Source organism: Conexibacter sp. CPCC 206217 (assembly GCF_030646165.1).
GTDB lineage: Bacteria > Actinomycetota > Thermoleophilia > Solirubrobacterales > Solirubrobacteraceae > Conexibacter.
Genome location: NZ_JAUTDO010000008.1, coordinates 128,608 through 150,583, shown reverse-complemented (window position 1 = coordinate 150,583; position 21,976 = coordinate 128,608). Strand labels below are relative to the sequence as shown.

Below are 21,976 nucleotides of genomic sequence, written 5' to 3'. Positions count from 1 at the left end.
CGGGGATCAGCGGCAGCTGAGGTGCGGCGCGAGACCGCGAACCGGTGCGTCCGGGTCGATCCCGTCGAGCGCCTCTTCGAGCGCGGCCGCGTGCGCAGCCGCACGCTCGCGCGGATACGGTCCGGCGGAGTCGCGCGTGACCTGAAACGCCCAGTCGCTCGCCTGCAGCGCCAGCAGCTCCCGCAGCGCGCGGCTGCTCGGTACGCCCACGGCGCGCCCGCTCCGCTCGCTCCCGTCCCGATCGCCCCCACCGCGGCCCGCGAGCGTCCGCAGCTCCAGCGCGCGCGCCTGCCATGCCAGGTCGGCGACGTGCGGCGCGTCCCAGGTCGACAGATCGCGTGGGGTCCCCCACGTCGTGGTCGGCAGCTCCGATCCGGCCCGGTCCGACCGCGGAGCGCCAATCTGCTGTCGCTGAGCAGCAGGAGATCGGCGGTCCTCCCTCGCGGGCGGGGGTGCGGTGCCTCGGGCGGCGACGGGCACGGGCGCGTGGCGTTCGAGGGCGTCGTCGAGGTGGGTGATCCGCAGGCCCTGGCGGTCGGCCTCGTCGAGGACGGCGGCGAGCCAGTCGATGCCCTCGTACCACCAGTGGCCGAGCAGCTCGGTGTCGATCGCGCAGACGGCGAGCGCGGGGCGGCCCAGCTCGGCGGCGCCCGCGTCGAGCCGCGCGATCGTGCGCGTGACGAAGTCGGCCGCGTCGGCGCGCGCCTGCGCCCGCCCCGCGACCGGGTCGTACGTCTCGCCCGCGTTGTTCCAGACGCGGTGGTGATGGACCGTGAAGGCGTGGTAGTCGCGGTACGCACGGTGGGCGGGATAGCCGCCGTCGCTCCAGACCAGCTCGATCGTCGCGCGGTCGAGCGGGACCAGCAGCGGACCGTCAGCGCTCTGCAACGGCGCCAGCTGCGCCGCCGCGCCGCGCCCGAGCAGGTCGGTCAGGTCGACGCAGACCGCGTGCACGCCGGCCTCCGCCAGCAGCGGATCGAGCCACGGCGCATGCGCGCACTCCGGCAGCCAGAACCCGCCGCGCCATTCGCTCACCCCGTCGAACCGCGCCCGATGCGCGCCGACCCCGGTCTCCACCTGCAGCCGCACGCCCGCGTCGGTCGCCAGCAGCGGCAGCACCGCGTGGGTCGCGGATGAGGTCCAAGCGGCGTGGGGGGCGAACGCGCTGAGCAGGTCGCGGCCGTCGCGTCGCAGCGCTTCGACACCGGAGAGCGCGCGCTCGTAGTCCAGTGCCGAGCGCTCCAGCTCGCGCGCCCAGTCCTCCCGCCCGCTCGCGCGGCAGCCGTCGACGTCCAAGCGGTGCGTCTCGCGGCGAACCTCGCGCAGGAATGCGGCAAAGCGATCGGCCAGGTCGGGGACAGCGAGCTGGTCGGCGAGCACCGGCGTCAGGGAGACCGTCACGTCACGGCCGTCCTCGCGCGAGTCCAGCAACGACAGCAGCGGCAGGTAGCACGACGCGATCGCCTCCCACAGCCATTCCTCGCCGAACGGCCAGGTGCCGTAGCCCTCGACGTAGGGCATGTGCGTGTGCAGGACGAGCGCCAGCTCGCCGCGATCCGCGACCCTGCTCATCTCGGACTCAGGTGCGGCAGACGGCGACGAAGTCGAGCGCCCCGGCCAGCGCGGCGTCGTCGCCCAGGCGCAGGCGGAAGTCACGCGCGGAGATCGCGGGCGTGAAGCGGTCGTAGAACGGTCTCGTGAAGCCGGCGCGTCTGTGGATCGCGTCCCAGCCGAGGTGTCTGATCGCCAGCTCGTGGACGCGCAGCTTGCGCGCGTGGAAGAGGCCGTACAGCTCGACCTGCGGGAAGTGCGCGTCGCACAGCGCGCGGAACTCGGCGGCGCGGTACTCCTTGACGTGCCAGGGATTGTCGGACTTCTCGGCGCCCTCGGGCGCGAGCGTCAGCAGGTTCGGCGTCGAGACGTACGCGACGCCGCCCGGGGTCAGCATCGACTTGAAGTGCTCGAGGATCTCGTCCGGGTTCTGCACGTGCTCGATCGTCTGCAGGAAGACGACCGCGTCGGACTGCTCGGAGAAGCGCTCGACGAGGTCGCGCTCGAAGCGCAGGTGCGGGCGCACGTAGCGCAGCCGCGCGTGCTCGTGCGCCTCCGGATTGGCGTCGACGCCGACGACGCCGCGCGCGGTGCGCGCCAGCAGCTCGCTGCCGTAGCCCTCGCCGCAGGCCATGTCGACCACGCGCTGACCGACCGCGCGCGCGGCGATCCACTCGTAGACCGCGAGGTGGCGGCGGTACCAGTAGTTCTCCTCCGGCACGTCCGGCAGCGTGCGCTCACCGGTGAGCTCCAGCGGCGGCACGCCGTCGGGCTGATTCGACTGAACGTATGCGGTCTCCATGAGGATCGACAGCGTAGACTCCCGCGGCCTATGGAGGCTCCAAGCACCGCTGAGGACATCCGCGACGTCAACACGAAGTACCACGACGTCGCCGCCGACACGTACGACGCCAAGTGGGGCATCGACTTCGGCGAGATCGGTCAGCACCAGGTGCTGTTGAAGCTGCGCAAGGTGCTCGGCTCGCAGGTCGAGGACGGCTTCGAGCGCTCGCTGGAGATCGGCTCCGGCACCGGCTACTTCTCGCTCAACCTGCTGCAGGCGGGCGTGATCGAGCAGGCGACCTGCACCGACATCTCGCCCGGGATGATCGAGACGCTGCGCGGCAACGCCGAGCGGCTCGGGCTCGACGTCGAGACCGCCGTCGCCGGCGCCGACGCGCTGCCGTTCGAGGACGGCTCCTTCGACCTCGTGCTCGGCCACGCGGTCCTGCACCACCTGCCGGACCTGGCGCGGGCGTTCGCCGAGTTCGACCGCGTGCTGCGCCCCGGCGGCATGATCGTCTTCGCGGGCGAGCCGTCGCGCTACGGCGACCGCCTCGCGCAGATCCCCAAGCGCGGCGCGACCGCGGTCGCGCCGGCGTGGCGCTGGCTGATGAGAGCGCGCCCCGCGGGCGCGCTCGGCAACGGCCACGGCGGCGCGCAGGGTCACCACGAGGACCACAAGCTGGAGCAGTTCGTCGACATCCACGCGTTCGCCCCCGGCGACCTCGCCGACGTCGCGCGCGCGGCCGGCTTCACCGACGTCAACGTCCGCGGCGAGGAGCTGACCGCGAACTGGTTCGGCTGGACCAACCGCGCGCTGGAGGCGACCGCCGAGCCCGAGGACGTGCCATGGGGCTGGCGGCAGTACGCCTACCGCGGCTACCTCGCCTTCCAGAAGGTCGACGAGGCGCTGCTCGAAGGCCGCCTGCCGGCGGCGATCTTCTACAACCTGCTGCTCGCGGCGCGCAAGCCCGGGGCCTGAGGCGCGGGCGCGGGCGCGGCCGCCCACGCCAACGCCCCGCGCGCCGCCTCCAGCGCACTCGTCACCGCCGGGTCGGTCAGCATGCCCGCTGCCGCGACGGAATCGCCGGCGAGGAAGATCCCGTCGCCGCGGTCGATCGCGGGGCGGTCGCGCCAGCGCGGCCGTGCTCGACCAGCTCGCGCTCGCCGACTTCCTCGAGCGCGGCGAGCTGGACCGGCACCTGCGCCGGATGCGACCCAACTACCGCGCCCGCCGCGACGCGCTCGTGGCGGCGATGGAGCGCGAGCTGCCCGACTGGCGCCCAGCCGGGGTCGCCGCCGGCCTCAGCTTCGTCGCGCTGATGCCCGAGCAGCTCGACGAACGCGCGCTGCTGAAACGTGCGGAGGCTGTCGGCATGCGCCTGCACGGCCTCAGCTGGTACGCCGCGACCCCGAGCCCGCCCGGCCTCGTGCTCGGCTTCGGCAACGTCGCCGAACCGGCGATCCGGCGCGGCGTGGGGCGGCTCGCGAAGCTGGCGCGTGGCTTGGAGGCGGCGGCGTCTCAGCGCGACGTCGCCGAACCGGCCGCCCGATAGCGCTCCAGCGCGCGCTTGCGCTCGACCGCGTGATCGACGATCGGCGCCGGGTAGTCCTCGCCGATCACGCAATGCGCGGCGCGTTGCTGCTCGTCGCTCATCGTCCACGGCTCGGCGAGCCGGTCGTCGGGGACGCCGGCCAGTTCGGGCACCCAGCGGCGCACGTACTCGCCGCGCGGGTCGTGGCGCTGCTGCTGCAGGGTCGGGTTGAGCAGGCGGCGGAAGGCCGGCGCGGGGTCGACGCCGACGGAGGCGATCCACTGCCAGTTGCCGTTGTTGGACGCGACGTCGCCGTCGAGCAGCCAGCGCATGAACCACGCCTCGCCGAGGCGCCAGTCGAGCTGCAGATCCTTCGTCAGGAACGAGCCGACGACCAACCGCGCGCGGTTGTGCATCCAGCCGCACGCGCGCAACTGGCGCATGCCGGCGTCGACGAGCGGATAGCCGGTCTGACCGTCCTGCCAGGCGCGCAGCAGCTGCTCGTCCTCGTCCCAGGCGAGCGCGCGCATCCGTTCCTGATGCTCTGAATGCAGGTTCGCGGGGTGGTGCAGCAGGACGTGCGCGTAGAAGTCGCGCCAGGCGAGCTGCCGCACGAACGCGTCCGCCCCCTCCCCGCCGCGCCGCCCCGCCCGCTGTTCCAGTTCGCGCGCCGACAGCGTCCCGAAGCGCAGATGCGCCGACAGCTCCGACGCGCCGCCCGCGAGCCGGTCGTGGTCGCGCGCATAGCGCTCCAGCGGTCCGTCGAGCCAACGGGCGGCAGCGCGCCGGGCGGCGGCTTCGCCGGGTTCGACGACGGGTTCGACGGCGTCCCCCGCCCGCCGCTTCCCCAGCAGCGCCTCCAGCCCCGCCAGCCGTCCCTTCGCGAGCGCCGACGGCAACGGCGGCAGCTCGGCCGGGGCGCGCTGCACCGGGCGCCGCTCCAACGCCTCCCACGCGCGCTGAAACGGGGTGAAGACGCTGAACGGCGTGCCGCCTCTCGTGCGCGGCCGGCCGACGTCCGCGACGAAGTTGCCAGGCCCCGGCACCGCCTCGACGTCCGCCTCCGCCAACGCCTCCCGGACCCGTCTGTCGCGCGCGAGCGCGTACGGCGTCGCGTCGCTCGCCCACAGCACCGCGCTCGCGCCCGTCGCGCGGGCGAGCGCGACCAGCTCCCGCTCGGGTCGCCCGTGCCGCACGACGAGCCCGCTCCCGCGCTCGCGCAGATCGCCGTCCAGCTCGCGCAGACACGCGAGCATGAACGCGGTCCGCGGACCGGACGCGAAGCGCCCCCGCAGCAGCGCCGGATCGAACACGAACACCGGCACCACGCGCGCGTGCTCGCCGAGCGCCCGCAGGAGCTGCGGATGGTCGTGCAGCCGCAGGTCGCGCCGCAGCCAGACGAGCGCGGTCGAGTCGTCGCGTGAGGCCATCGCGCTGAGTACGGACGCACGGGGGCGAGCGGCTCACCACGCGCCGGGGCCTAGACTCCCGAACCATGCCCAACCGGCTCATGCGCGAGTTTCCCCTCTTTCCGCTCGGCATCGTCGCGCTGCCCGGCGAGATCGTGCCGCTGCACATCTTCGAGCAGCGTTACAAGATGATGATCGAGCGCTGTCTGACGCGCGGCAGCGAGTTCGGGATCGTCTGGATGTCCGACGACGGACTGCGCCCGATTGGCTGCGCATGCGAGATCAGCGAGGTACTGGAGCGGATGGAGGACGGCAGGCTGAACCTGCTCGCGCGCGGGACGCGGCCGTTCGACATCGTCGACCGCGACGAGCGGCTGCCGTGGCCGGTCGGCACGGTCGAGTTCCTCGAGGATCGCGAGGAGGTGCTCGACGAAGCCGCCGCGACGCTCGCGCGCGAGCTGTACGCCGAGCTGGTCGAGCGCGCGACCGACAGACGGCCCGACGCGCAGGAGCTGGCGACGATGAGCGCCTACGCGATGGCGGCGACCGTCGACTTCGGGCTGGAGGCGAAGCAGGGGCTGCTGGACCTGCGCTCGGAGAACGCGCGCATCCGCCTCGTCACACGCCTCTTCCGCGCGGCGACGAAGCGGCTGGAGTTCGTCACACGCGCCCAGGCGCGCGCGAGATCGAACGGCAAGGTCCGCTTCACCTGAAAGCAGCGCAGCCGCCGCCGCAAGCGGACTCCGCTCCGCCGCAAGCGAGCAGGATCGGAGAAGCGCCGCGCGCCGAGCCGCGCTTAGGATGACGCGATGAGCAAGACGACGACGGACACGCAGTCGCCTGCACAGCACGTAGCCGACAGCCACGACCTGATCCGGGTCCAGGGCGCGCGCGTGAACAACCTCAAGGACGTCAGCGTCGCGCTCCAGAAGCGCCGCATGACGGTCTTCACCGGCGTCTCCGGCTCGGGCAAGAGCTCGCTCGTGTTCGGCACGGTCGCCGCCGAGTCGCAGCGGCTGATCAACGAGACCTACAGCGCCTTCGTGCAGGGCTTCATGCCGACGCTGGCGCGACCGGACGTCGACCTGCTGGAGGGCGTGACGACGGCGATCATCGTCGACCAGGAACGGCTGGGCGCCAACCCCCGCTCCACCGTCGGCACCGTCACCGACGCGAACGCGATGCTGCGGATCGTCTTCAGCCGGCTCGGGCAGCCGCACATCGGCTCGCCGAAGGCGTACTCCTTCAACACGCCGTCGGTCAGAGCCGCCGGCGCGATCACCGTCGAGCGCGGCTCCAGAAGAACGGTCAAGGCGACCTTCAGCGTCACCGGCGGCATGTGCCCGCGCTGCGAGGGCATGGGCAACGTGACCGACCTCGACCTCGCCGAGCTGTTCGACGACAGCAAGTCGCTCTCCGAGGACGCGATCACCGTCCCCGGCTTCACCGGCAACGGCTGGAACACGCGGCTCTACGCCGAATCGGGCTTCTATCCCGCGGACAAGCCGATCGGCACGTTCACCAAGAGAGAGCTGCACGACTTCCTCTATCGCGAGCCGACGAGGATGAAGATCGCGGGCATAAACATGACCTACGAGGGTCTGATCCCGCGGATCCAGAGATCGATGCTCTCGAAGGACAAGGAGGCGATGCAGCCGCACGTCCGCGCCTTCGTGGACCGCGCGGTCACGTTCACCGCCTGTCCCGACTGCGGCGGCACGCGACTTGCCGAGGGCGCCCGCGCCTCGAAGATCGACGGCAAGAACATCGCCGACGCCTGCGCCATGCAGATCAGCGACCTGGTCGAATGGGTCCGCGGCCTCGACGAGCCGTCGGTCGCGCCATTGCTGGACGCGCTCGAGGAGACGCTCGACTCGTTCGTCGAGATCGGGCTCGGCTACCTCGCGCTGGACCGGCCGTCGGGCACGCTGTCGGGCGGCGAGGCGCAGCGCGTCAAGATGATCGGCCACCTCGGCTCCTCGCTCACCGACGTGACGTACGTCTTCGACGAGCCGACGGTCGGGCTGCACCCGCACGACATCGAGCGGATGAACGCGCTGCTGCTGCGGCTGCGCGACAAGGGCAACACGGTGCTCGTCGTCGAGCACAAGCCGGAGACGATCGCGATCGCCGACCACGTCGTCGACCTCGGCCCCGGCGCCGGCCCGGACGGCGGCACCGTCTGCTTCGAGGGCAGCGTCGAGGGCCTGCGCACCAGCGGCACGCTCACCGGCCGCCATTTCGACGACCGTGCCGCGCTCAAGCAGACCGTGCGCAGAGCGACCGGCAAGCTGGAGATCCGCGGCGCGTCGGCGCACAACCTGCGCGACGTCGACGTCGACGTCCCGCTCGGCGTGCTCGTCGTCGTGACCGGCGTCTCCGGATCCGGCAAGAGCTCGCTCGTGCACGGATCGCTGTCGGGCAGGGACGGCGTCGTGTCGATCGACCAGACCGCGATCCGCGGTTCGCGGCGCAGCAACCCGGCGACGTACACCGGGCTGCTGGACCCGATCCGCAAGGCGTTCGCGAGAGCCAACGGCGTCAAGCCGGCGCTCTTCAGCGCGAACTCCGAGGGCGCCTGCCCGACCTGCAACGGCGCGGGCGTGATCTACACCGACCTGGCGATGATGGCCGGCGTCGCCTCCACCTGCGACGACTGCGAGGGCAAGCGCTTCCAGCCGGCGGTGCTCGACTACCACCTCGGCGGCCGCGACATCAGCGAGGTGCTCGCGATGTCGGTGCGCGAGGCGGAGGAGTTCTTCGGCGCCGGCGACGCGCGCACGCCCGCCGCGCACACGATCCTCGGCCGGCTCTCCGACGTCGGACTCGACTACCTCAGCATCGGCCAGCCGCTGCCGACCCTGTCGGGCGGCGAGCGTCAGCGGCTCAAGCTGGCGACCCACCTGGCCGAGAGCGGCGGCGTCTACATCCTCGACGAGCCGACCACGGGCCTGCATCTCGCCAACATCGAGCAGCTGCTCGGCCTGCTCGACCGGCTCGTCGACTCCGGCAAGTCGGTGATCGTGATCGAGCACCACCAGGCGGTGATGGCGCACGCCGACTGGATCGTCGACCTCGGCCCCGGCGCAGGCCACGACGGCGGGGAGATCGTCTTCGAGGGCACGCCCGCCGACCTCGTCGCCGCCCGCTCGACCATCACCGGCGAGCATCTCGCGGCGTACGTCGGCGGCTGAGGCACAATGGGGGCCATGGGCGCCCCCGACCTCGACGAGCTGCGACGGCTGCGGCGTGCTCGCGACCGGATGGACCGCGAGTACGCCGAGCCGCTCGACGTCGCCGCGCTCGCCCGCACGGCGCTGATGTCGACCGCGCACTTCAGCCGCCGCTTCCGTGAGGCGTATGGCGAGACGCCCTACTCCTACCTGCTGACGCGTCGCATCGAGCGTGCGACGGCGCTGCTGCGCCGCGGTGACGTGAGCGTGACGGAGGCCTGTATCGACGTCGGCTGCACCAGCCTCGGCTCGTTCTCCGCGCGCTTCACGCAGGTCGTCGGGGAGACGCCGAGCGCCTACCGCGCCCGCGATCACAGCGATTTCGAGGTCGTTCCGGGCTGTCAGGTCATGGTGCTGACGCGGCCGCGCAAACCTGCCCGGGAGTCGAGCAGTTTTCGAGAAGCAACCACCTCGGCGCTCGCCTAGGGTCGTTTCCATGACCGTTTCCATCAGCGCCGTACACGTCCTCGTCGACGACCCCGAGGCCGCCCTCGCCTTCTACCGCGACACGCTCGGGTTGACCGTGCGCAACGAGGTCGAGCAGGGCGAATTCCGCTGGATCACGCTCGCGACCGACAGCCAGCCGGAGATCCAGATCGTGCTGTCCCAGCCGCACGCCGGCCGTTCGCAGGAGGACGGCGACACGCTCGCCGCGCTGTTGGCGAAGGGCGAGCTGCGCCCGCTGCACTTCAGCAGCGACGACCTCGACGCGACCTTCGAGAAGGTCGCCGAGACGCCCGGCGCCGAGGTACTGCAGGAGCCCGCCAGCCAGCCCTGGGGCGCCCGCGACGCCGCGGTGCGCGACCCCGCGGGCAACTTCCTGCGGATCGAGCAGGCGTAGCGCCTGCCCGCGCGCGTCGCCGTCGTCCCGCGGCGCCGATCTCAGCGGCGAGTCTTCGCTCGGGCGGGCGCCAACAACCGTCCTGGCCTAAGTTAGGTTACCCTAACAATCCTCAACAAGACGTGCTTCTCACTCCTGAAAGGCACGTCGAACTCGAAGAGGAAGCCAGCCCATGCACCACTCTGCCCCATCCCCCGCGCCGCGCCGGCGCCGTGCGCGAGGGACGCGCGCTGCCCGCGGGACGCTCGCCGCCGCCGCGTTGCTCGCAGCGCTCGCCCCCGCTCCGGCGCTCGCCGCCGGCGGCTGGTCGCCCGCGTCGGAGGCGGTCGCCGACGGCCCCGCCGGCGCGGAGGTCGAGGTCGGCATGCGGATGCGCAGCGACCTCGCGCTCGATCGCGCCGGGACCGCGACGCTCGCCTGGGCACAGAGCGACGACCAGTCCACGATGTGGACCGACCCCGCCGTCCAGTCGGTGCGCGTCAGCCGCCGCCCCGCCGGCGCGAGCTGGCAGACGCCGCAGGAGATCGCCTCCGTCGCACGCGCCGCGAGCAGCAACTACACGGTGATCGTCGGGCCGAAGGTCGCCGTCGACGGCGCCGGTCGCGCCACGGTCGCCTGGGGCGAGCGGACCGCTGCCGACTCCGTCACCGTGCGCGCGGCGACGGCCGCCGCCGACGGCAGCTGGTCGGCGCCGGCCACGCTCGCGACCGTGACCGCGCCGAGCACCTCCTTCACGATCGCCGTGGACGTCGCCGCCGACGGCGACGCCGCGATCGCGTGGCAGGGCGCCGCCGCGGTCGAGCTGGCGACCCGCGCGGGCGCGGCCGGCGCGTGGAGCGCACCGCAGACGGTCGACGCGACGACCGTCGACATCGCCGACACGATCGGCCTCGGCCGCGACCAGGACGACGCGCTGACGATCGTCTGGCGCACGGGCGCCGACAACGCCACCCGCGAGATCAAGACCCGCACCCGCGCCGCCGGAGGCGGCCTCGGCGCCGTCGCCACGCTGACCACGGCCGCCGGCTTCGCGAGCCGTCCCGCGGTCGCCGTCGACGCCGCCGGCGCCGCCGTCGCGACCTGGGGCTCGGACGCAGGACCGCGCGCCGCTGCGCGCCCGGCCGGCTCGTCGGCGGTGTGGACGCCGCCGGCCGTGCTGGCCTCCGGCAGCGCCAACGCCGCCACCACGCAGACGGGCGCCCCCGCGCGCATCACCGGCGGCACCGGCATCCCGTCGGCCGCCTTCGACGCCCACGGCACCGCCACCGTCGTCTGGCCGGAGGCGGCCGACGCCGGCGCCGGGACGCCGAGCCGCGTGCGCGCCCAGCGCTTCGGCAACGACGGCTCCTGGGGAGCGGCGGAGACCGTCGCCGAAGAGGCGACGGCCGCCAACCCGGCCGTTTGGCCACGGATCGCGCTCGGCCCCGACGGCGCGGCGACGGTCGCCTGGACCAGCAGAGTGGCGCCCTCGTTCAGCGGCGGCGTCGTGGTGCTCAGCGGCGGCGAGATCCGCGTCGCCAACCGGGCCGCCGGGGAGACCGCTTGGTCGGCGCCGGTCACCTACACGAATCCCACGCCGACCTACGGCAACACGACGGCGCTCGGGCTGCCCGACGACGCCAACCTGACGCTCGCCGGCGACCCGCTCGGCAACGCGGCGCTCGGCTGGACGCCGTACGCCGCCGCGGCCGCGCCCGCGGCGCGGACGAACGAGTCCGCCCGCTTCGAGGCGTCGGTCGCGCCGCGACTCGACTGGACTGCGCGCGGTCTGACCGGCTCGTCCAACCTGCGAACCTGGGTCAACTACCTCTACACCGCCTGGCCCGGACCTGGCCCGACGACCGCGCGCGGCGTGCAGACGAGCGACGGCGCCAGCCAACCCGACGCCGGCGACCGGTCGAGCTGGCGTCTGACGCAGCAGGACGCCTACAGGGACCCCGCCAGCGGCAAGCTCGTGATCCAGTACCGCGGCACGATCCGCTGGGTCAACACCGCGCACTACATCGACAGCACGCTCGTCGACCCGCGGTTGGAGATCGCCGCCGACGAGCGCAGCGCCCGCGTCTACGTCGACGGCCAGGCCAGCGGCTCGATGGCGGACGCGATGGCCGGCAATCCGAGAACGATCCCGGTCAGCAACGTGCGGCTGCTCGACGTCGACCTGTCGGGCGCCGCGCCCCGGACCAGCGGCGACGGCAGCGTCCGCTCGTGGGTGGCCGTGCCGGCGAGAGCCTCGGCAGCCGGCACCTCGACCTACGGGCTCGAGACCTACGCCGGCCAGCCGTTCGGCTTCCTCACGTTCACGATCCCGACCGCGATCGAGCCCCGCACCGATCCGCCGGAGGAGGAGCCGGGGCAGCCGACCCAGCCGGACACGCCGCAGGCGCCGCCGGCGCCGAGCGCGCCGACGGTCCCGAGCGTCCCGGCGCCGTCGGTCAGAGCACCGGTGTCGCCCGCCGCCACCAGACGGATCACCGCCGCGATCAGAGGCTCGAAGAAGGCCAAGCGCCAGGTCGTCCTCACGCTCTCCGGGCAGGTCGGGCGGCGCTCCTCGCAGACGTACCGCGTCGTGCTGCGCCGCGGCAAGACGGTCATGGCCAGCGGCACGCTGAGAGGCCGCACGCTGCGTCTGAGCGCAGCGGTCGTCAAGCGCCAGAAGGGCGGGAAGGTCAGCTACCGCAAGCTCAGCGGCCGCTACACGCTCGCCAGCCCGGCCCGTCACGCCGGCAGAAAGCTCGCCGGCGCGCGGCGGATCGCCGCCGTCACCGTCACGGTCCGCTAGCGACGACCGCCGTGTGAGCCGGGCGCCACGCCCGGCTCACCGCGGCCGCCGCTGACGCGCTCGCGCGCGATCAGGGGCATCGCGCGGATCGCGTGCGATCAGGGGCATCGCACCGACCGCGGGCGGGTAGCCTCGCAAGATGGCCCCAGACCCGAGAGACCCCACCAGCACCCCCGACGACGAGGCCGGCATCCACGCCTACGAGCGCGGGCTGGACGATCAGGTTCGTGCTCTGGAGCGCGAGTCGCAGCTGGTCGAGGACGACATCGTCGCGACCCGCAGAGACTGGGAGGCCAAGCGCGCGGACCGCAGCGTCCCGGGTGCCCGGCCGATTGAGGACTCGCCCGACCGCGAGCCGCCGCAGTAGGGCCCGGCGCGCGCTCAGCGCGCGAGCCCGCACATCTGCTGAGACAGCTCGCGCACGAGCTGGACGAGCCGCGCGAGGTCCTCGTCGTGCGCGCCGTCGGTCTCGCTGAAGCTGATCGTGCCGTCGGGCGCGTCGATGCGGAAGCGCAGCTGCGCGTTCGGGGCTCTCGGGTGGACCTTGCCGAACTCGAGATCCTCTCTGAGCGATCTCATGATGTCGCGCCCGTCCAGCAGCATTCTCGACGGCAGCTCTCTGAACTCGCCTCTGTCGCAGCTGATCGTCCCGCCGTCGTTGACGACGATCTGCACGTCGGCGTCCGGCAGCACGCCGGTGCGTCTGACGAGGAAGAGGTCGGAGTAGTCGGCGCCGCAGCCGGCTGACACGAGCGCGAGCGCGAACGTGCAGACGATCGTGGCGAGCAGCGGCAGACGGCGCATGCGGCGGACCCTACCGAGCCGCTTCTGCGGGCCGGTGCGCCGCGCGCGGGAAGCGACGGTTCGCCGCGCCGGAGCGCCCCTTCGCCGCGACGCGCGTGGGAAGCGACCGGCGCGACCGCTCACGCGACGACGGCCGCCCCGCCGCGCCGCGGGTCGCCGCCGCCTGACAGCGCGCCGCTGCGGGCGTCGCGCGCGACCGCCTGGACGCCGCCGAAGAAGAGGTTCAACGCTCTGAAGCGGGCGATCGTGTGGCCGTCGGCCTCCAGCGCCTCCGTGTCGGCACCCGGCTCGGCGTAGACGATCCCGTCCTCGAAGTGCAGCCGCGGCGCCCGCACCGCCGCCTCCACGTCCAGCCCGTGGTCGACGACCGCGACGATCGTCTGCAGGATCGCGGAGCGGATGCGGTTGGAGCCGGCGCTGCCGAGCACCAGCTCCGGCCGCCCGTCGCGCAGCACGACCGTCGGCGCCATCATGCTCGGCAGGCGGCGTCCGGGCGAGTAGCGGTGGAAGCCGAGCGGGTTCAGGTCCTGCTCGCCGAGCATGTTGTTGAGGTGGATCCCGGTGCCGGGCACGACGATCCCGGCGCCCTCGCCGTTGGAGCAGGTGACGGAGCACGCGCCGCCGTCGCCGTCGAGCACGGCGACGTGCGTCGTCGAGCCGAGCCGCGCGGCGAGGAAGCGGTCGAGGAACCCGGGCTCGTCGAGCCCGTCGAGGAAGGCCGGCGTGCGCTCGTCCTGCGCGGCGCCCATCGCGGCGACGAACTGGGCGGAGGTCGGACCGCCCGCCGCGCCGCTCCCCGCCGCGCCACCGCTGAGCGATGCGCCGCCGGCTCCCACCCCCTCCCGCTCCAGCAACGCCAGCGCGTACGCGATCAGCGTGCCGCCGGCCGACGGCGGCGGGTTCGAGAGGACTTCGCGGCCGCGATAGGCGACCCGCACCGGCTCGCGCGCGACCGTCTTGTACGCGGCCAGGTCGGCGCGCGTCAACAGCCCGCCGTGCGCGTCGAGCAGCGCGGTCGCCGCCGCCGCGATCTCGCCGTCGTAGAACGGCCGCGAGCCCTCGTCGGCGAGCAGCTCCAGCGTCGCCGCCAGCTCCGGCTGGACGATCGCGTCGCCCTCGCCCAGCAGCCGCCCGCCGGGAGCGAAGATCGCCTCGACCTCCGGCGTGAGGCGGCATATCCCCTCGAGGATCTCGACGATGTACGCCTGCTCGGGGTTGAGCGGGACGCCGGCACGCGCGAGCGCCGCGGCGGGCTCGACCAGCTCCGCGAGCGGCATCCGCCCGAACCGCTCGGCCGCCTCGCAGATCCCGTGCGGCATCCCATACGTGCCGACCGACGCCGCGCCGGCGTTGAAGACCTGGACCGCGTCGCCGAACGAGACCGACACCGGCACCAGCTCGGCGCGGCGGGAATGGTCGGCGCCGCGCCCGGCCGCCTCGACGAAGAAGTCGAGCAGCTGCGGCTCGCCGTCGGGCGGGACGACGAGCATGTAGCCGCCAGCGCCCAGGCCGGTCAGCAACGGCTCCGCGGCGAACGACGTCAGCATCGCCGCAAGCGCCGCGTCGACCGCGTTGCCGCCGTCGCGCAGCACGGCGGCGCCGGCCTCGGCGCTGAGCGGATGACCCGCCGCGACGACGCCGCTGCGGCTCTCCTCCCCAGCCGTGCGAACGGTCACGGCCGGGAGGATGACATCAACGCGCCCGCGCCGCGCGGCAACGACCGCGCGACGGCGGGGATGGACGACAACGCCTCCCCGCGCGGCAACGACCGCTCAGCGGTGCGGCATGAACTCGGGCACGTCCAGCTCGTCGCGCACGCGCTCGCGCGGCGGCGGGCTCGCGTGGCTCGTGCGCGCGATCCGCACCTCGCCGGCGGCCGGTTCCGCGAAACGGCTGCGCACGGGACGATCGTCACGAGCGGCGGCCGCGGCAACCGCGGCGCGCTCCTCGCGCGGCACGCCGATGTCGGACCCGCGCAGCTGCTCGCGCGACTGGCGCGGCGGGCGGACCTCGCCGTAGCCGGTCGCGACGACCGTGACCCAGACCTGGTCGCCGAGCTTCTCGTCGACCATCGCGCCGAAGATGATGTTCGCGTCCGGGTGCGCGGCCTCCGACACGGCCTTGGCCGCCTCGTTGACCTCCCACAGCGACAGGTCCGTGCCGCCGGTGATCGACAGCAGGATCGAGCGCGCGCCCTCCATGCTGGTCTCCAGCAGCGGCGAGGCGACGGCCTGCTCGGCGGCGTCGATCGCGCGCCGCTCGCCCGTGCCCATGCCGATCCCGAGCAGCGCGCTGCCGGCGTCGGCCATGATCGTGCGCACGTCGGCGAAGTCGAGGTTGATCAGGCCCGGCAGCGTGACGAGGTCGGAGATCCCCTGCACGCCCTGGCGCAGCACGTCGTCAGCGACGCGGAAGGCGTCGACCATCGAGGTGCCGCGGTCGAGCACCGACAGCAGGCGGTTGTTCGGCACGACGATCAGCGTGTCGACCTCGGCCGCCAGCTCCTCGACGCCGACGTCGGCCTGCTCCTTGCGGCGCGTGCCCTCGAAGCCGAACGGCTTGGTCACGATCCCGACCGTCAGCGCACCCAGCTCGCGCGCGATCCGCGCGACGACCGGTGCGGCGCCCGTGCCGGTGCCGCCGCCCTCGCCGGCGGTGATGAAGATCATGTCGCTGCCCTTCAGCAGCGCCTTGATCCTGTCGTACTCCTCCATCGCCGCCTTGCGCCCCAGCGACGGGTCCGAGCCGGAGCCGAGCCCGCGCGTGACGTTGGCGCCGATGTGCAGCGTCAGGTGCGCCGCGGACTGCTGCAGCGACTGCAGGTCGGTGTTGACGGCGAGGAACTCGACGCCGTTGACCTCCGCCTCGACCATCCGGTTGACCGCGTTGACGCCGCCGCCGCCGACGCCGACGACGCGCAGCACCGGGCCGTGGCCGCGAGTCGCGCCGTACGGGTCGGAGGGCAGGCCGGTCTCCTCGACGCGCGCGTAGACGTCACGCGGCGGCGCGGCGGGGGTCGGATCCATCATGTTCTCGGGAATGTCGGCGGAGAAGGCGCGGTGCAGGCGCTCCTGCGGCGTCGGCGGCGCGGGCGCCGACTCGACGGGCGGGGCGACGACGTCGCTGCGCAGCGACGGGTGCGGGCGCTCCTGCACCTCGCCGCGGGCGGCGGCGGGGGTCGACGGCTGCGGGGCCTGCGGCTGCGCGGCGGCCGGCTGCGCAGAGGCCGGCGCGGCGACCTGCGGCTGCGCGGGAGCGGGGGCCTGCGACTGCGCGGCAGCGGCCGGCTCCTGATCGCGCGGCGTCCCCTGCAGCCCCTCGTCCTCGGTTCTCCGGAAGAGCGCCGCGAGGGGACCTTCCCTCATGCTCGTGCGTCTACTTGGCGCCATTGTCGAGAACCTCCTTCGCGAGCTGTCGGTAGGCGTGGGCAGCCATGCCGTCGGGTTCGTACTTCAACACGGACATACCCTGCACGGGCGCCTCTGCGAAGCGGACCGTCTTGCGGATCCGGGACGCGAACACGCGCTCGCCGAAGCTCTCCTCGAGCAGCTCGATCGCTTCCTTCGCGTGGAGCGTGCGGGTGTCGACCAGCGTCGGCAGGATGCCTTCGATGTCGACGTTCGGATTGAGGTTCTCGCGGATCATCTTGAGCGTGTTCTGGAGCTGGAGCAGCCCTCGCATCGACAGATACTCGCACTGGACGGGGACGATCACCTTGTCGGCCGCCGTCAGGGCGTTGATCGTGAGCAGCCCGAGGCTCGGCGGCGTGTCGATGAAGATGAAGTCGTAGTCCTCCTTGATCGGGCGGAATGCCTTCTCCAAGGAGCGCTCGCGGCCTATCTGCGTCGACATCGCGATCTCGGCGCCGGCGAGGTCGATCGACGCGCAGGCGACGTCGATCTCGCGCCGGCGGATCACCTCGCGGATCGAGATGTGGTTCACGAGCACGTGGTACATCGAGGTCTCGACCGTGTCCGGGTCGATCCCCTGCGACATCGTCAGATTGCCCTGTGGATCCATGTCGCAACAGAGCACGCGATGGCCCTCTTCCGCAAACGCCACGGCGAGGTTGAGCGTCGTCGTCGTCTTCGCCACGCCGCCCTTCTGATTGGCGAAGGCGATGACCTTGGCCTGGCCGGTCACTGGTGACTCCGTTGCGTCGGGAAACCCATACGCGCCTCTATTCGCAGTCGGGGCGGGGTTTCCTCCCCCGGTCGAGCGTCTAGGCTCACGCACGGTGTCCGGACTCCGCGACAAGCGACTGCTCTTCCTTACCGGAAAAGGGGGCGTCGGCAAGTCGACCGTCGCGATCGCACTCGGGATCGCGGCGGCCCGTCGCGGCCTGCGCACGGTCGTCGCCGAGCTGACCGGCCAGGACCGCGCCGCGGTCGCGTTCGGCCACGCCGACGGCTCCAGCGGCGCGCGCGAGCTGCGCCTGGCGCGCAATCTGCACACGATCTCGATCGAGCCGCAGCACGCGCTGGAGGAGTACCTGCAGCAGAAGGCCGGCCCGCTCGGCGACGTGCTCGCCCACTCGCGCACGTTCCACGGCTTCGTCTCCGCGACGCCCGGGATGCGCGAGCTGCTGGCGCTCGGCAAGGCGTGGGAGCTGTCGCAGGCGCCGCGGCGAACGAAGGGCGCCGAGCCCTACGACCTCGTGATCGTCGACGCGCCGGCGACCGGCCACGGCCTCGCGACGCTGCGCACGCCTCGAACATTCGCCGAGATCGCGAAGGTCGGCCCGATCGCGTCGCAGGGCCGCACGCTCGACGCCTCCTTCACCGACCCCCGCTTCGCCGCCGTGATCGCGGTCGCGCTGGCGGAGGAGATGCCGGTCAACGAGACGCTCGCGCTGCGACGGTCGCTGCGCGACGACTGCGGGATCGAGCTGTCGCACACGATCGTCAACGCGCTCGTGCCCGACCGGCTGGGGCCGCGGCAGGCGGCGGGGGTGGCGAGAGCGATCGAGGCGGGCGGCGGGGTGTCCGACGGCAGCTCGGCGCGCGCGAGCACGGCGTCGTCGCCGCTCTCCCCGCTCGTCCGAGCCGCACTCGAATCGGCCCGCTCCGAGCACGTCCGCGCACGCGCCCAGCGCGCGCAGGTGCAGCGGCTCGCGGACGGGCTCGGGTCAGATCCGTTCGAGCTGCCGTACCTGTTCACGCCGTCGGTCGATCGTGCGGGGCTGGAGCTGCTGGCGGATCGGTTGGAGGAGCTGCTGTGAGCGGCCTGCGCGACGGCGAGCAGGCGGCCGGCGCGGCGGCAGGGGCGCCGGCGGGCGGCGTCGCGACGCTGCTCGCAGGCACCCGCGTCTGCATCTGCGGCGGCTCCGGCGGCGTCGGCAAGACGACGACCTCCGCCGCGATCGCGACCGGGATGGCCGCGCGCGGGCTGAAGGTCTGCGTCGTCACGATCGACCCGGCGCAGCGGCTCGCCAACGCGCTCGGCCTCGACGCGCTCGGCAACGACCCGCACCGCGTCGACCCGGCCGCCTTCACAGCCGCCGGCCTCGACCTCGGCGACGGCGAGCTGTGGGCGCTGCAACTCGACGCCAAGCGCACGTTCGACGACCTGATCGAGCGGCTCGCGCCGGACGCGAGAACCCGTGAGGAGATCCTCTCCAACCGCATCTACCGCGAGCTGTCCGGCGCTGTCGCCGGCTCGCAGGAGTTCACCGCGATCGCGAAGCTGCACGACCTCGCCGCTACGGCTGAGTTCGACCTGCTCGTGCTCGACACGCCGCCGTCGCGCAACGCGCTCGACTTCCTCGACGCGCCGGACCGCCTGACGCAGTTCTTCGAGGGCCGCGCGCTGCAGGCGCTGCTGCGCGGGTGGGCGGGACCGGGTCTGGGCATGCGGCTGCTGGGCCGCTCGACCGGTCTCGCGCTCGGCGTCCTCAAGCGCGTCACCGGAGTCGACCTGCTGACGGACCTGTCGACCTTCTTCCGCCTGCTCGGCGGGCTGATGGAGGGCTTCAGAGCACGTGCCGAGCAGGTCGACGCGCTGCTGCGCGACCCCGGCACGCGCTTCCTGCTGGTGACCTCCCCCGAGCGCGAGCCGATCGACGAGGCGATCTACTTCCACCGCAAGCTGAAGGCCGCGCGGATGGGCTTCGGCGGCGGGATCGTCAACCGCGTCCACGCCGACCAGCTCGGCGACGAGGACGCCGGCGAGCTGATCGCCCGGCTCGTCGACGAGGCCGGCCTCTCCAGACCGCTCGCGCGCAGAGTCGCCGCCTGCTTCGCCGACGAGCACGCGCTCGCCGTGCGCGACCGCGAGAACGTCGCGCTGCTCGCGGCGCGGCTCGGGCCTTCTGTCCCCCTGCTCCTGATTCCGCACCTCGACGACGACGTCCATGACGCGGAGGGGTTGGTGCGGATCGGGGGGCATCTGTTCGCGTAGCGGCGGCGCCGCGTAGAGGCGGCTGAACGCGCGTCTCGCCGCTCACATCCCGGCGCAATGCAGCTCTCGGCGCTACGCGCGGCGCGCGCGCACGAGGTCGGTGAAGAGCGTCTCCCACTGGTGAGCGTTCTGCGAGACCGTCTGAGATGAGCCCCAACGCTCGGCACGCCTGGCGGCTTGGCGGTGCGCCTTCGTGTCAATGATCATCCGGTTGATCTCTTCGAACCAGCGATCATCGGCAACCAGCCGTCCACCCTCCCGTTCGCCAAGCCCACGGTAGGGACCGATGGGCGACGCGAGCCACGGCACGCCAACCGCCGTGTACTCCTTGACCTTGATGTCGGAGCGAGCGTGGTTGAACGGGATGTCGGCGAGCGGAGCCAGCGCGACGTCGAACATGCCGATCCGCGCCGGAAGCTCGCCGAATGGCACGAGTCTCTCGTGCACGCAACGATCGCCCGGAAGCCCGAGTCCCACCCCGATTGCCGAGACGCGCAGCGCGGGATGGACGTCTAGGAGCGCTTCGAGCTGCTGACGGATGCCGAGCGCGTCATAGTCGTAGCGATGTTCGAGCCCGGCAACCCAACCAATCGTGAACCCGGCATGCGATTGTGGTTTGGCACGCACGAACGCGTCCGGAACGTAGTTGGGCAGCTCCTGCACCCGCGCGGCACCCATGGCCTGCAGGTGCGCAGTGATGCGCTCGCTCGGCGCCGTCGCCACATCGACGTGCGGGAGCAGCTTCCTCAATGCCGCCGCACGCCGTTCGTACGCCATCCCGCCATGATGCTTGTAACTCGCCGTCCTCCTAGGGATCGCAGAGAAGTCATCGTCGTCGTCCCACACGACCGCGACACCCCGCGCGCGCGCCGACTGGACCAATCCCAGCGCCGCGGCGTCGCACGACCGGTGCACGAGCAGCACGTCGACTCCGGTCAACGCTCTGCCGGTCGCCACATCCCGCCCGTTCAGCGCGCGTACCCGATGCCCCCGAGCCTCCAGCGCCTCCAACGGTCCGTGCGCGCGGTACCACCCATTGGCAGCGCCGAGGTCCGCGGAGAATGCGAGCGACAACGTCTCCACCGGCGTCTGAGCGCGCCCCCGCCTCAACAACGCCATACGTCACCGGCTCTTGAGCCCACATCATCCCCCGTTCACTCACTCTGCCGAACCTCGATCGCCCGCGTCAGTATCTGCTCCCACTCCCCCACCGACCGCTCAATCGTCTCACGCGCCGCCCACTTCTGCGCCGCACGCGAAAGCTTCCTCCGCCGCTTCGCGTCCGTGGCGAACCTGACAAGCGCGTCTTCCCAGTCAGCATCGCCGACCAACATCCCGCCCTGATCAGGACCGAGGCCGGTGTACGGCCCTATCGGTGAGGCAAGCCACGGCACCCCGCCAGCCGCATACTCCCGAACCTTGATGTCCGATCGTGACCGGTTGAACGGCAGGTCAGCCAGCGGGGCGATCCCGATGTCGAGGCTCGCGAGCTTGGAGATCAATCTCGGAAAGTGAACGCCTTCGGTGTGTATGTAGCGATCCGACTTCAGCCCGAGTGAGATCCCGACGCTCTCCACGTACACATCCGTCGAGCGCTCCAACACCCGAGCGAGCACCTCGTCCATCCCGAGGGCGCGCACGTCCATCCGATGCTCTCTCCCGGCAAGCCACCCGATCACCACAACCCGCGCGCTGATCTGCGGTCCCGTCAAATCTCTCCGCTGGATGCGATTCGGCACGACCGCAACCTCCCGTGCTCCAGCCTCTAGGTGAACCTCACACAAATGCTCACTCGGGCTGGTGACGATCCCCGCCAGCTCGAAGATCCGCCGCATATCTGCCGACCGTCTCTCCCACTTCAGGCCCCCGTGCCGAACATAATCGGGCATCGCTCTATCGATTGCAGCGAAATTATCATCGTTGTCCCAGACGACACCGAGCCCCTCCTCATGCGCAATACGCACCAAACCAAGGATTTGAGGGTCCGAGTATCGATGCACATGTAAGACCTCGAACTGGCCCAGTAACTTCCGACCGACCCCAGGATTAACCTGTCGTATCCTATGCCCGCGTGTGCCGAGCGCCACCATCGGCCACAGTGCTCGGTAACAGCCGTTCGGGGTCGCGATGTCAGCACAAAACGCGATTCTCATCCCAGCACCTCAGCCTCAGCCAATGCGATACACGTGCGCACAACCTGTGCCGAGGCACACAGCGCACCCCGGCACAAGAAGGCTACCAAATAGTGAATTATGCTACTACACCCAGGTTATTGCCGGAACAATTCTGAAAGTTCCCGTCAGAGTTGGCGCACCGCCCGCCGGACACGTTCCCGGCGCTAGCACTCTCGGCACTATATTAGTAACCGAACCAGCACCAGCGAGGGTAAGAACTCCGGTTGCTCTCGCATAGGTGCCGTTTACATCCGCGGTAAGTAGGCACGCGATTCTGCCGTCTGACGTGCTTATTAGGAACGTCACTGGTCTAATTACGACTCTGACCGTCGCAGCACCGGCTGTGCCTTGTATGAAGACGTTCCACGGCGCAGCCGACGTAAGTAGTCTACATTCTGTTATGAATCCGGCAGTCACGCTGACGCAGGTTCCAGCTAGAATGGTACCTATTTGCGTAAGAACGTT

The 21,976-nt window shown here is 71.9% G+C and carries 19 protein-coding genes; 10 read left to right on the top strand and 9 right to left on the bottom strand.

The window, feature by feature from the left end; all coding sequences use genetic code 11:
- Positions 1–6: 6 nt before the first annotated feature.
- A complete protein-coding gene (locus Q7L65_RS21665) occupies positions 7–1,572 on the bottom strand; it encodes a 1,4-alpha-glucan branching protein domain-containing protein (RefSeq protein WP_304724424.1) in 1,566 nt (521 codons plus the stop codon).
- Positions 1,573–1,579: 7 nt separating this feature from the next.
- Positions 1,580–2,353, bottom strand: coding sequence for a bifunctional 2-polyprenyl-6-hydroxyphenol methylase/3-demethylubiquinol 3-O-methyltransferase UbiG (locus Q7L65_RS21660; RefSeq protein ID WP_304724423.1), 774 nt, complete (start codon positions 2,351–2,353; stop codon positions 1,580–1,582).
- 30 nt (positions 2,354–2,383) lie between these two features.
- On the opposite strand from Q7L65_RS21660, the gene Q7L65_RS21655 reads away from it, so the two are divergent.
- Together Q7L65_RS21655 and Q7L65_RS21650 are read left to right on the top strand one after the other, a co-directional pair.
- Positions 2,384–3,316: a class I SAM-dependent methyltransferase gene (locus Q7L65_RS21655; RefSeq protein ID WP_304724421.1), complete on the top strand. Its 933-nt coding sequence runs from the start codon at positions 2,384–2,386 to the stop codon at positions 3,314–3,316.
- 163 nt (positions 3,317–3,479) lie between these two features.
- Positions 3,480–3,890: a hypothetical protein gene (locus tag Q7L65_RS21650; protein WP_304724419.1), complete on the top strand. Its 411-nt coding sequence runs from the start codon at positions 3,480–3,482 to the stop codon at positions 3,888–3,890.
- On the opposite strand, the gene Q7L65_RS21645 is transcribed toward Q7L65_RS21650, so the two are convergent.
- The gene (locus Q7L65_RS21645) at positions 3,857–5,299 is read right to left on the bottom strand and encodes a deoxyribodipyrimidine photo-lyase (protein ID WP_304724417.1); all 1,443 of its coding nucleotides are present in this window, start codon (positions 5,297–5,299) and stop codon (positions 3,857–3,859) included. The genes Q7L65_RS21650 and Q7L65_RS21645 overlap by 34 nt on opposite strands.
- A 65-nt stretch (positions 5,300–5,364) precedes the next feature.
- Here Q7L65_RS21645 and Q7L65_RS21640 point away from each other — a divergent pair, with 65 nt between their 5' ends.
- The 6 genes from Q7L65_RS21640 to Q7L65_RS21615 all read left to right on the top strand — a co-directional run bounded on the left by Q7L65_RS21640 (position 5,365) and on the right by Q7L65_RS21615 (position 12,501).
- Positions 5,365–5,991 (top strand): LON peptidase substrate-binding domain-containing protein, encoded by a 627-nt coding sequence (locus tag Q7L65_RS21640; RefSeq protein ID WP_304724416.1) that lies wholly within the window; start codon positions 5,365–5,367, stop codon positions 5,989–5,991.
- Positions 5,992–6,087: 96 nt separating this feature from the next.
- Positions 6,088–8,472 (top strand): excinuclease ABC subunit UvrA, encoded by a 2,385-nt coding sequence (locus Q7L65_RS21635; protein WP_304724415.1) that lies wholly within the window; start codon positions 6,088–6,090, stop codon positions 8,470–8,472.
- A gap of 15 nt (positions 8,473–8,487) precedes the next feature.
- Positions 8,488–8,937, top strand: a complete 450-nt coding sequence (locus Q7L65_RS21630; protein WP_304724413.1) for a helix-turn-helix transcriptional regulator — start codon at positions 8,488–8,490, stop codon at positions 8,935–8,937.
- Between the two features lie 10 nt (positions 8,938–8,947).
- Positions 8,948–9,352: a VOC family protein gene (locus Q7L65_RS21625; protein ID WP_304724411.1), complete on the top strand. Its 405-nt coding sequence runs from the start codon at positions 8,948–8,950 to the stop codon at positions 9,350–9,352.
- A gap of 172 nt (positions 9,353–9,524) precedes the next feature.
- Positions 9,525–12,134, top strand: coding sequence for an HtaA domain-containing protein (locus tag Q7L65_RS21620; protein ID WP_304724409.1), 2,610 nt, complete (start codon positions 9,525–9,527; stop codon positions 12,132–12,134).
- A 139-nt stretch (positions 12,135–12,273) separates the two neighbouring features.
- A complete protein-coding gene (locus Q7L65_RS21615) occupies positions 12,274–12,501 on the top strand; it encodes a hypothetical protein (protein ID WP_304724408.1) in 228 nt (75 codons plus the stop codon).
- Positions 12,502–12,515: 14 nt separating this feature from the next.
- Here Q7L65_RS21615 and Q7L65_RS21610 read toward each other — a convergent pair whose 3' ends face one another.
- From Q7L65_RS21610 to Q7L65_RS21595, 4 genes are all read right to left on the bottom strand, one after another.
- A complete protein-coding gene (locus tag Q7L65_RS21610; RefSeq protein WP_304724407.1) occupies positions 12,516–12,938 on the bottom strand; it encodes a hypothetical protein in 423 nt (140 codons plus the stop codon).
- A 119-nt stretch (positions 12,939–13,057) separates the two neighbouring features.
- Entirely contained in the window at positions 13,058–14,614 is a 1,557-nt protein-coding gene (locus Q7L65_RS21605; RefSeq protein WP_304724405.1) for a gamma-glutamyltransferase family protein, read from the bottom strand.
- 96 nt (positions 14,615–14,710) lie between these two features.
- Positions 14,711–15,904, bottom strand: coding sequence for a cell division protein FtsZ (gene ftsZ, locus Q7L65_RS21600; RefSeq protein ID WP_370552612.1), 1,194 nt, complete (start codon positions 15,902–15,904; stop codon positions 14,711–14,713).
- A gap of 409 nt (positions 15,905–16,313) precedes the next feature.
- Positions 16,314–17,081: a ParA family protein gene (locus Q7L65_RS21595; RefSeq protein ID WP_304724402.1), complete on the bottom strand. Its 768-nt coding sequence runs from the start codon at positions 17,079–17,081 to the stop codon at positions 16,314–16,316.
- Between the two features lie 94 nt (positions 17,082–17,175).
- Between Q7L65_RS21595 and Q7L65_RS21590 the strand changes: the two genes are divergently transcribed.
- Both Q7L65_RS21590 and Q7L65_RS21585 read left to right on the top strand, forming a co-directional pair.
- Positions 17,176–18,159, top strand: coding sequence for an ArsA family ATPase (locus Q7L65_RS21590; RefSeq protein WP_304724400.1), 984 nt, complete (start codon positions 17,176–17,178; stop codon positions 18,157–18,159).
- Positions 18,156–19,337, top strand: a complete 1,182-nt coding sequence (locus Q7L65_RS21585) for an ArsA-related P-loop ATPase (protein ID WP_304724398.1) — start codon at positions 18,156–18,158, stop codon at positions 19,335–19,337. The genes Q7L65_RS21590 and Q7L65_RS21585 overlap by 4 nt, the downstream gene beginning before the upstream one ends.
- Positions 19,338–19,409: 72 nt before the next feature.
- Here Q7L65_RS21585 and Q7L65_RS21580 read toward each other — a convergent pair whose 3' ends face one another.
- Positions 19,410–20,411, bottom strand: coding sequence for a hypothetical protein (locus tag Q7L65_RS21580; protein ID WP_304724395.1), 1,002 nt, complete (start codon positions 20,409–20,411; stop codon positions 19,410–19,412).
- A gap of 80 nt (positions 20,412–20,491) precedes the next feature.
- Positions 20,492–21,301, bottom strand: coding sequence for a glycosyltransferase (locus Q7L65_RS21575; RefSeq protein WP_304724393.1), 810 nt, complete (start codon positions 21,299–21,301; stop codon positions 20,492–20,494).
- Between the last annotated feature and the right edge of the window lie 675 nt (positions 21,302–21,976).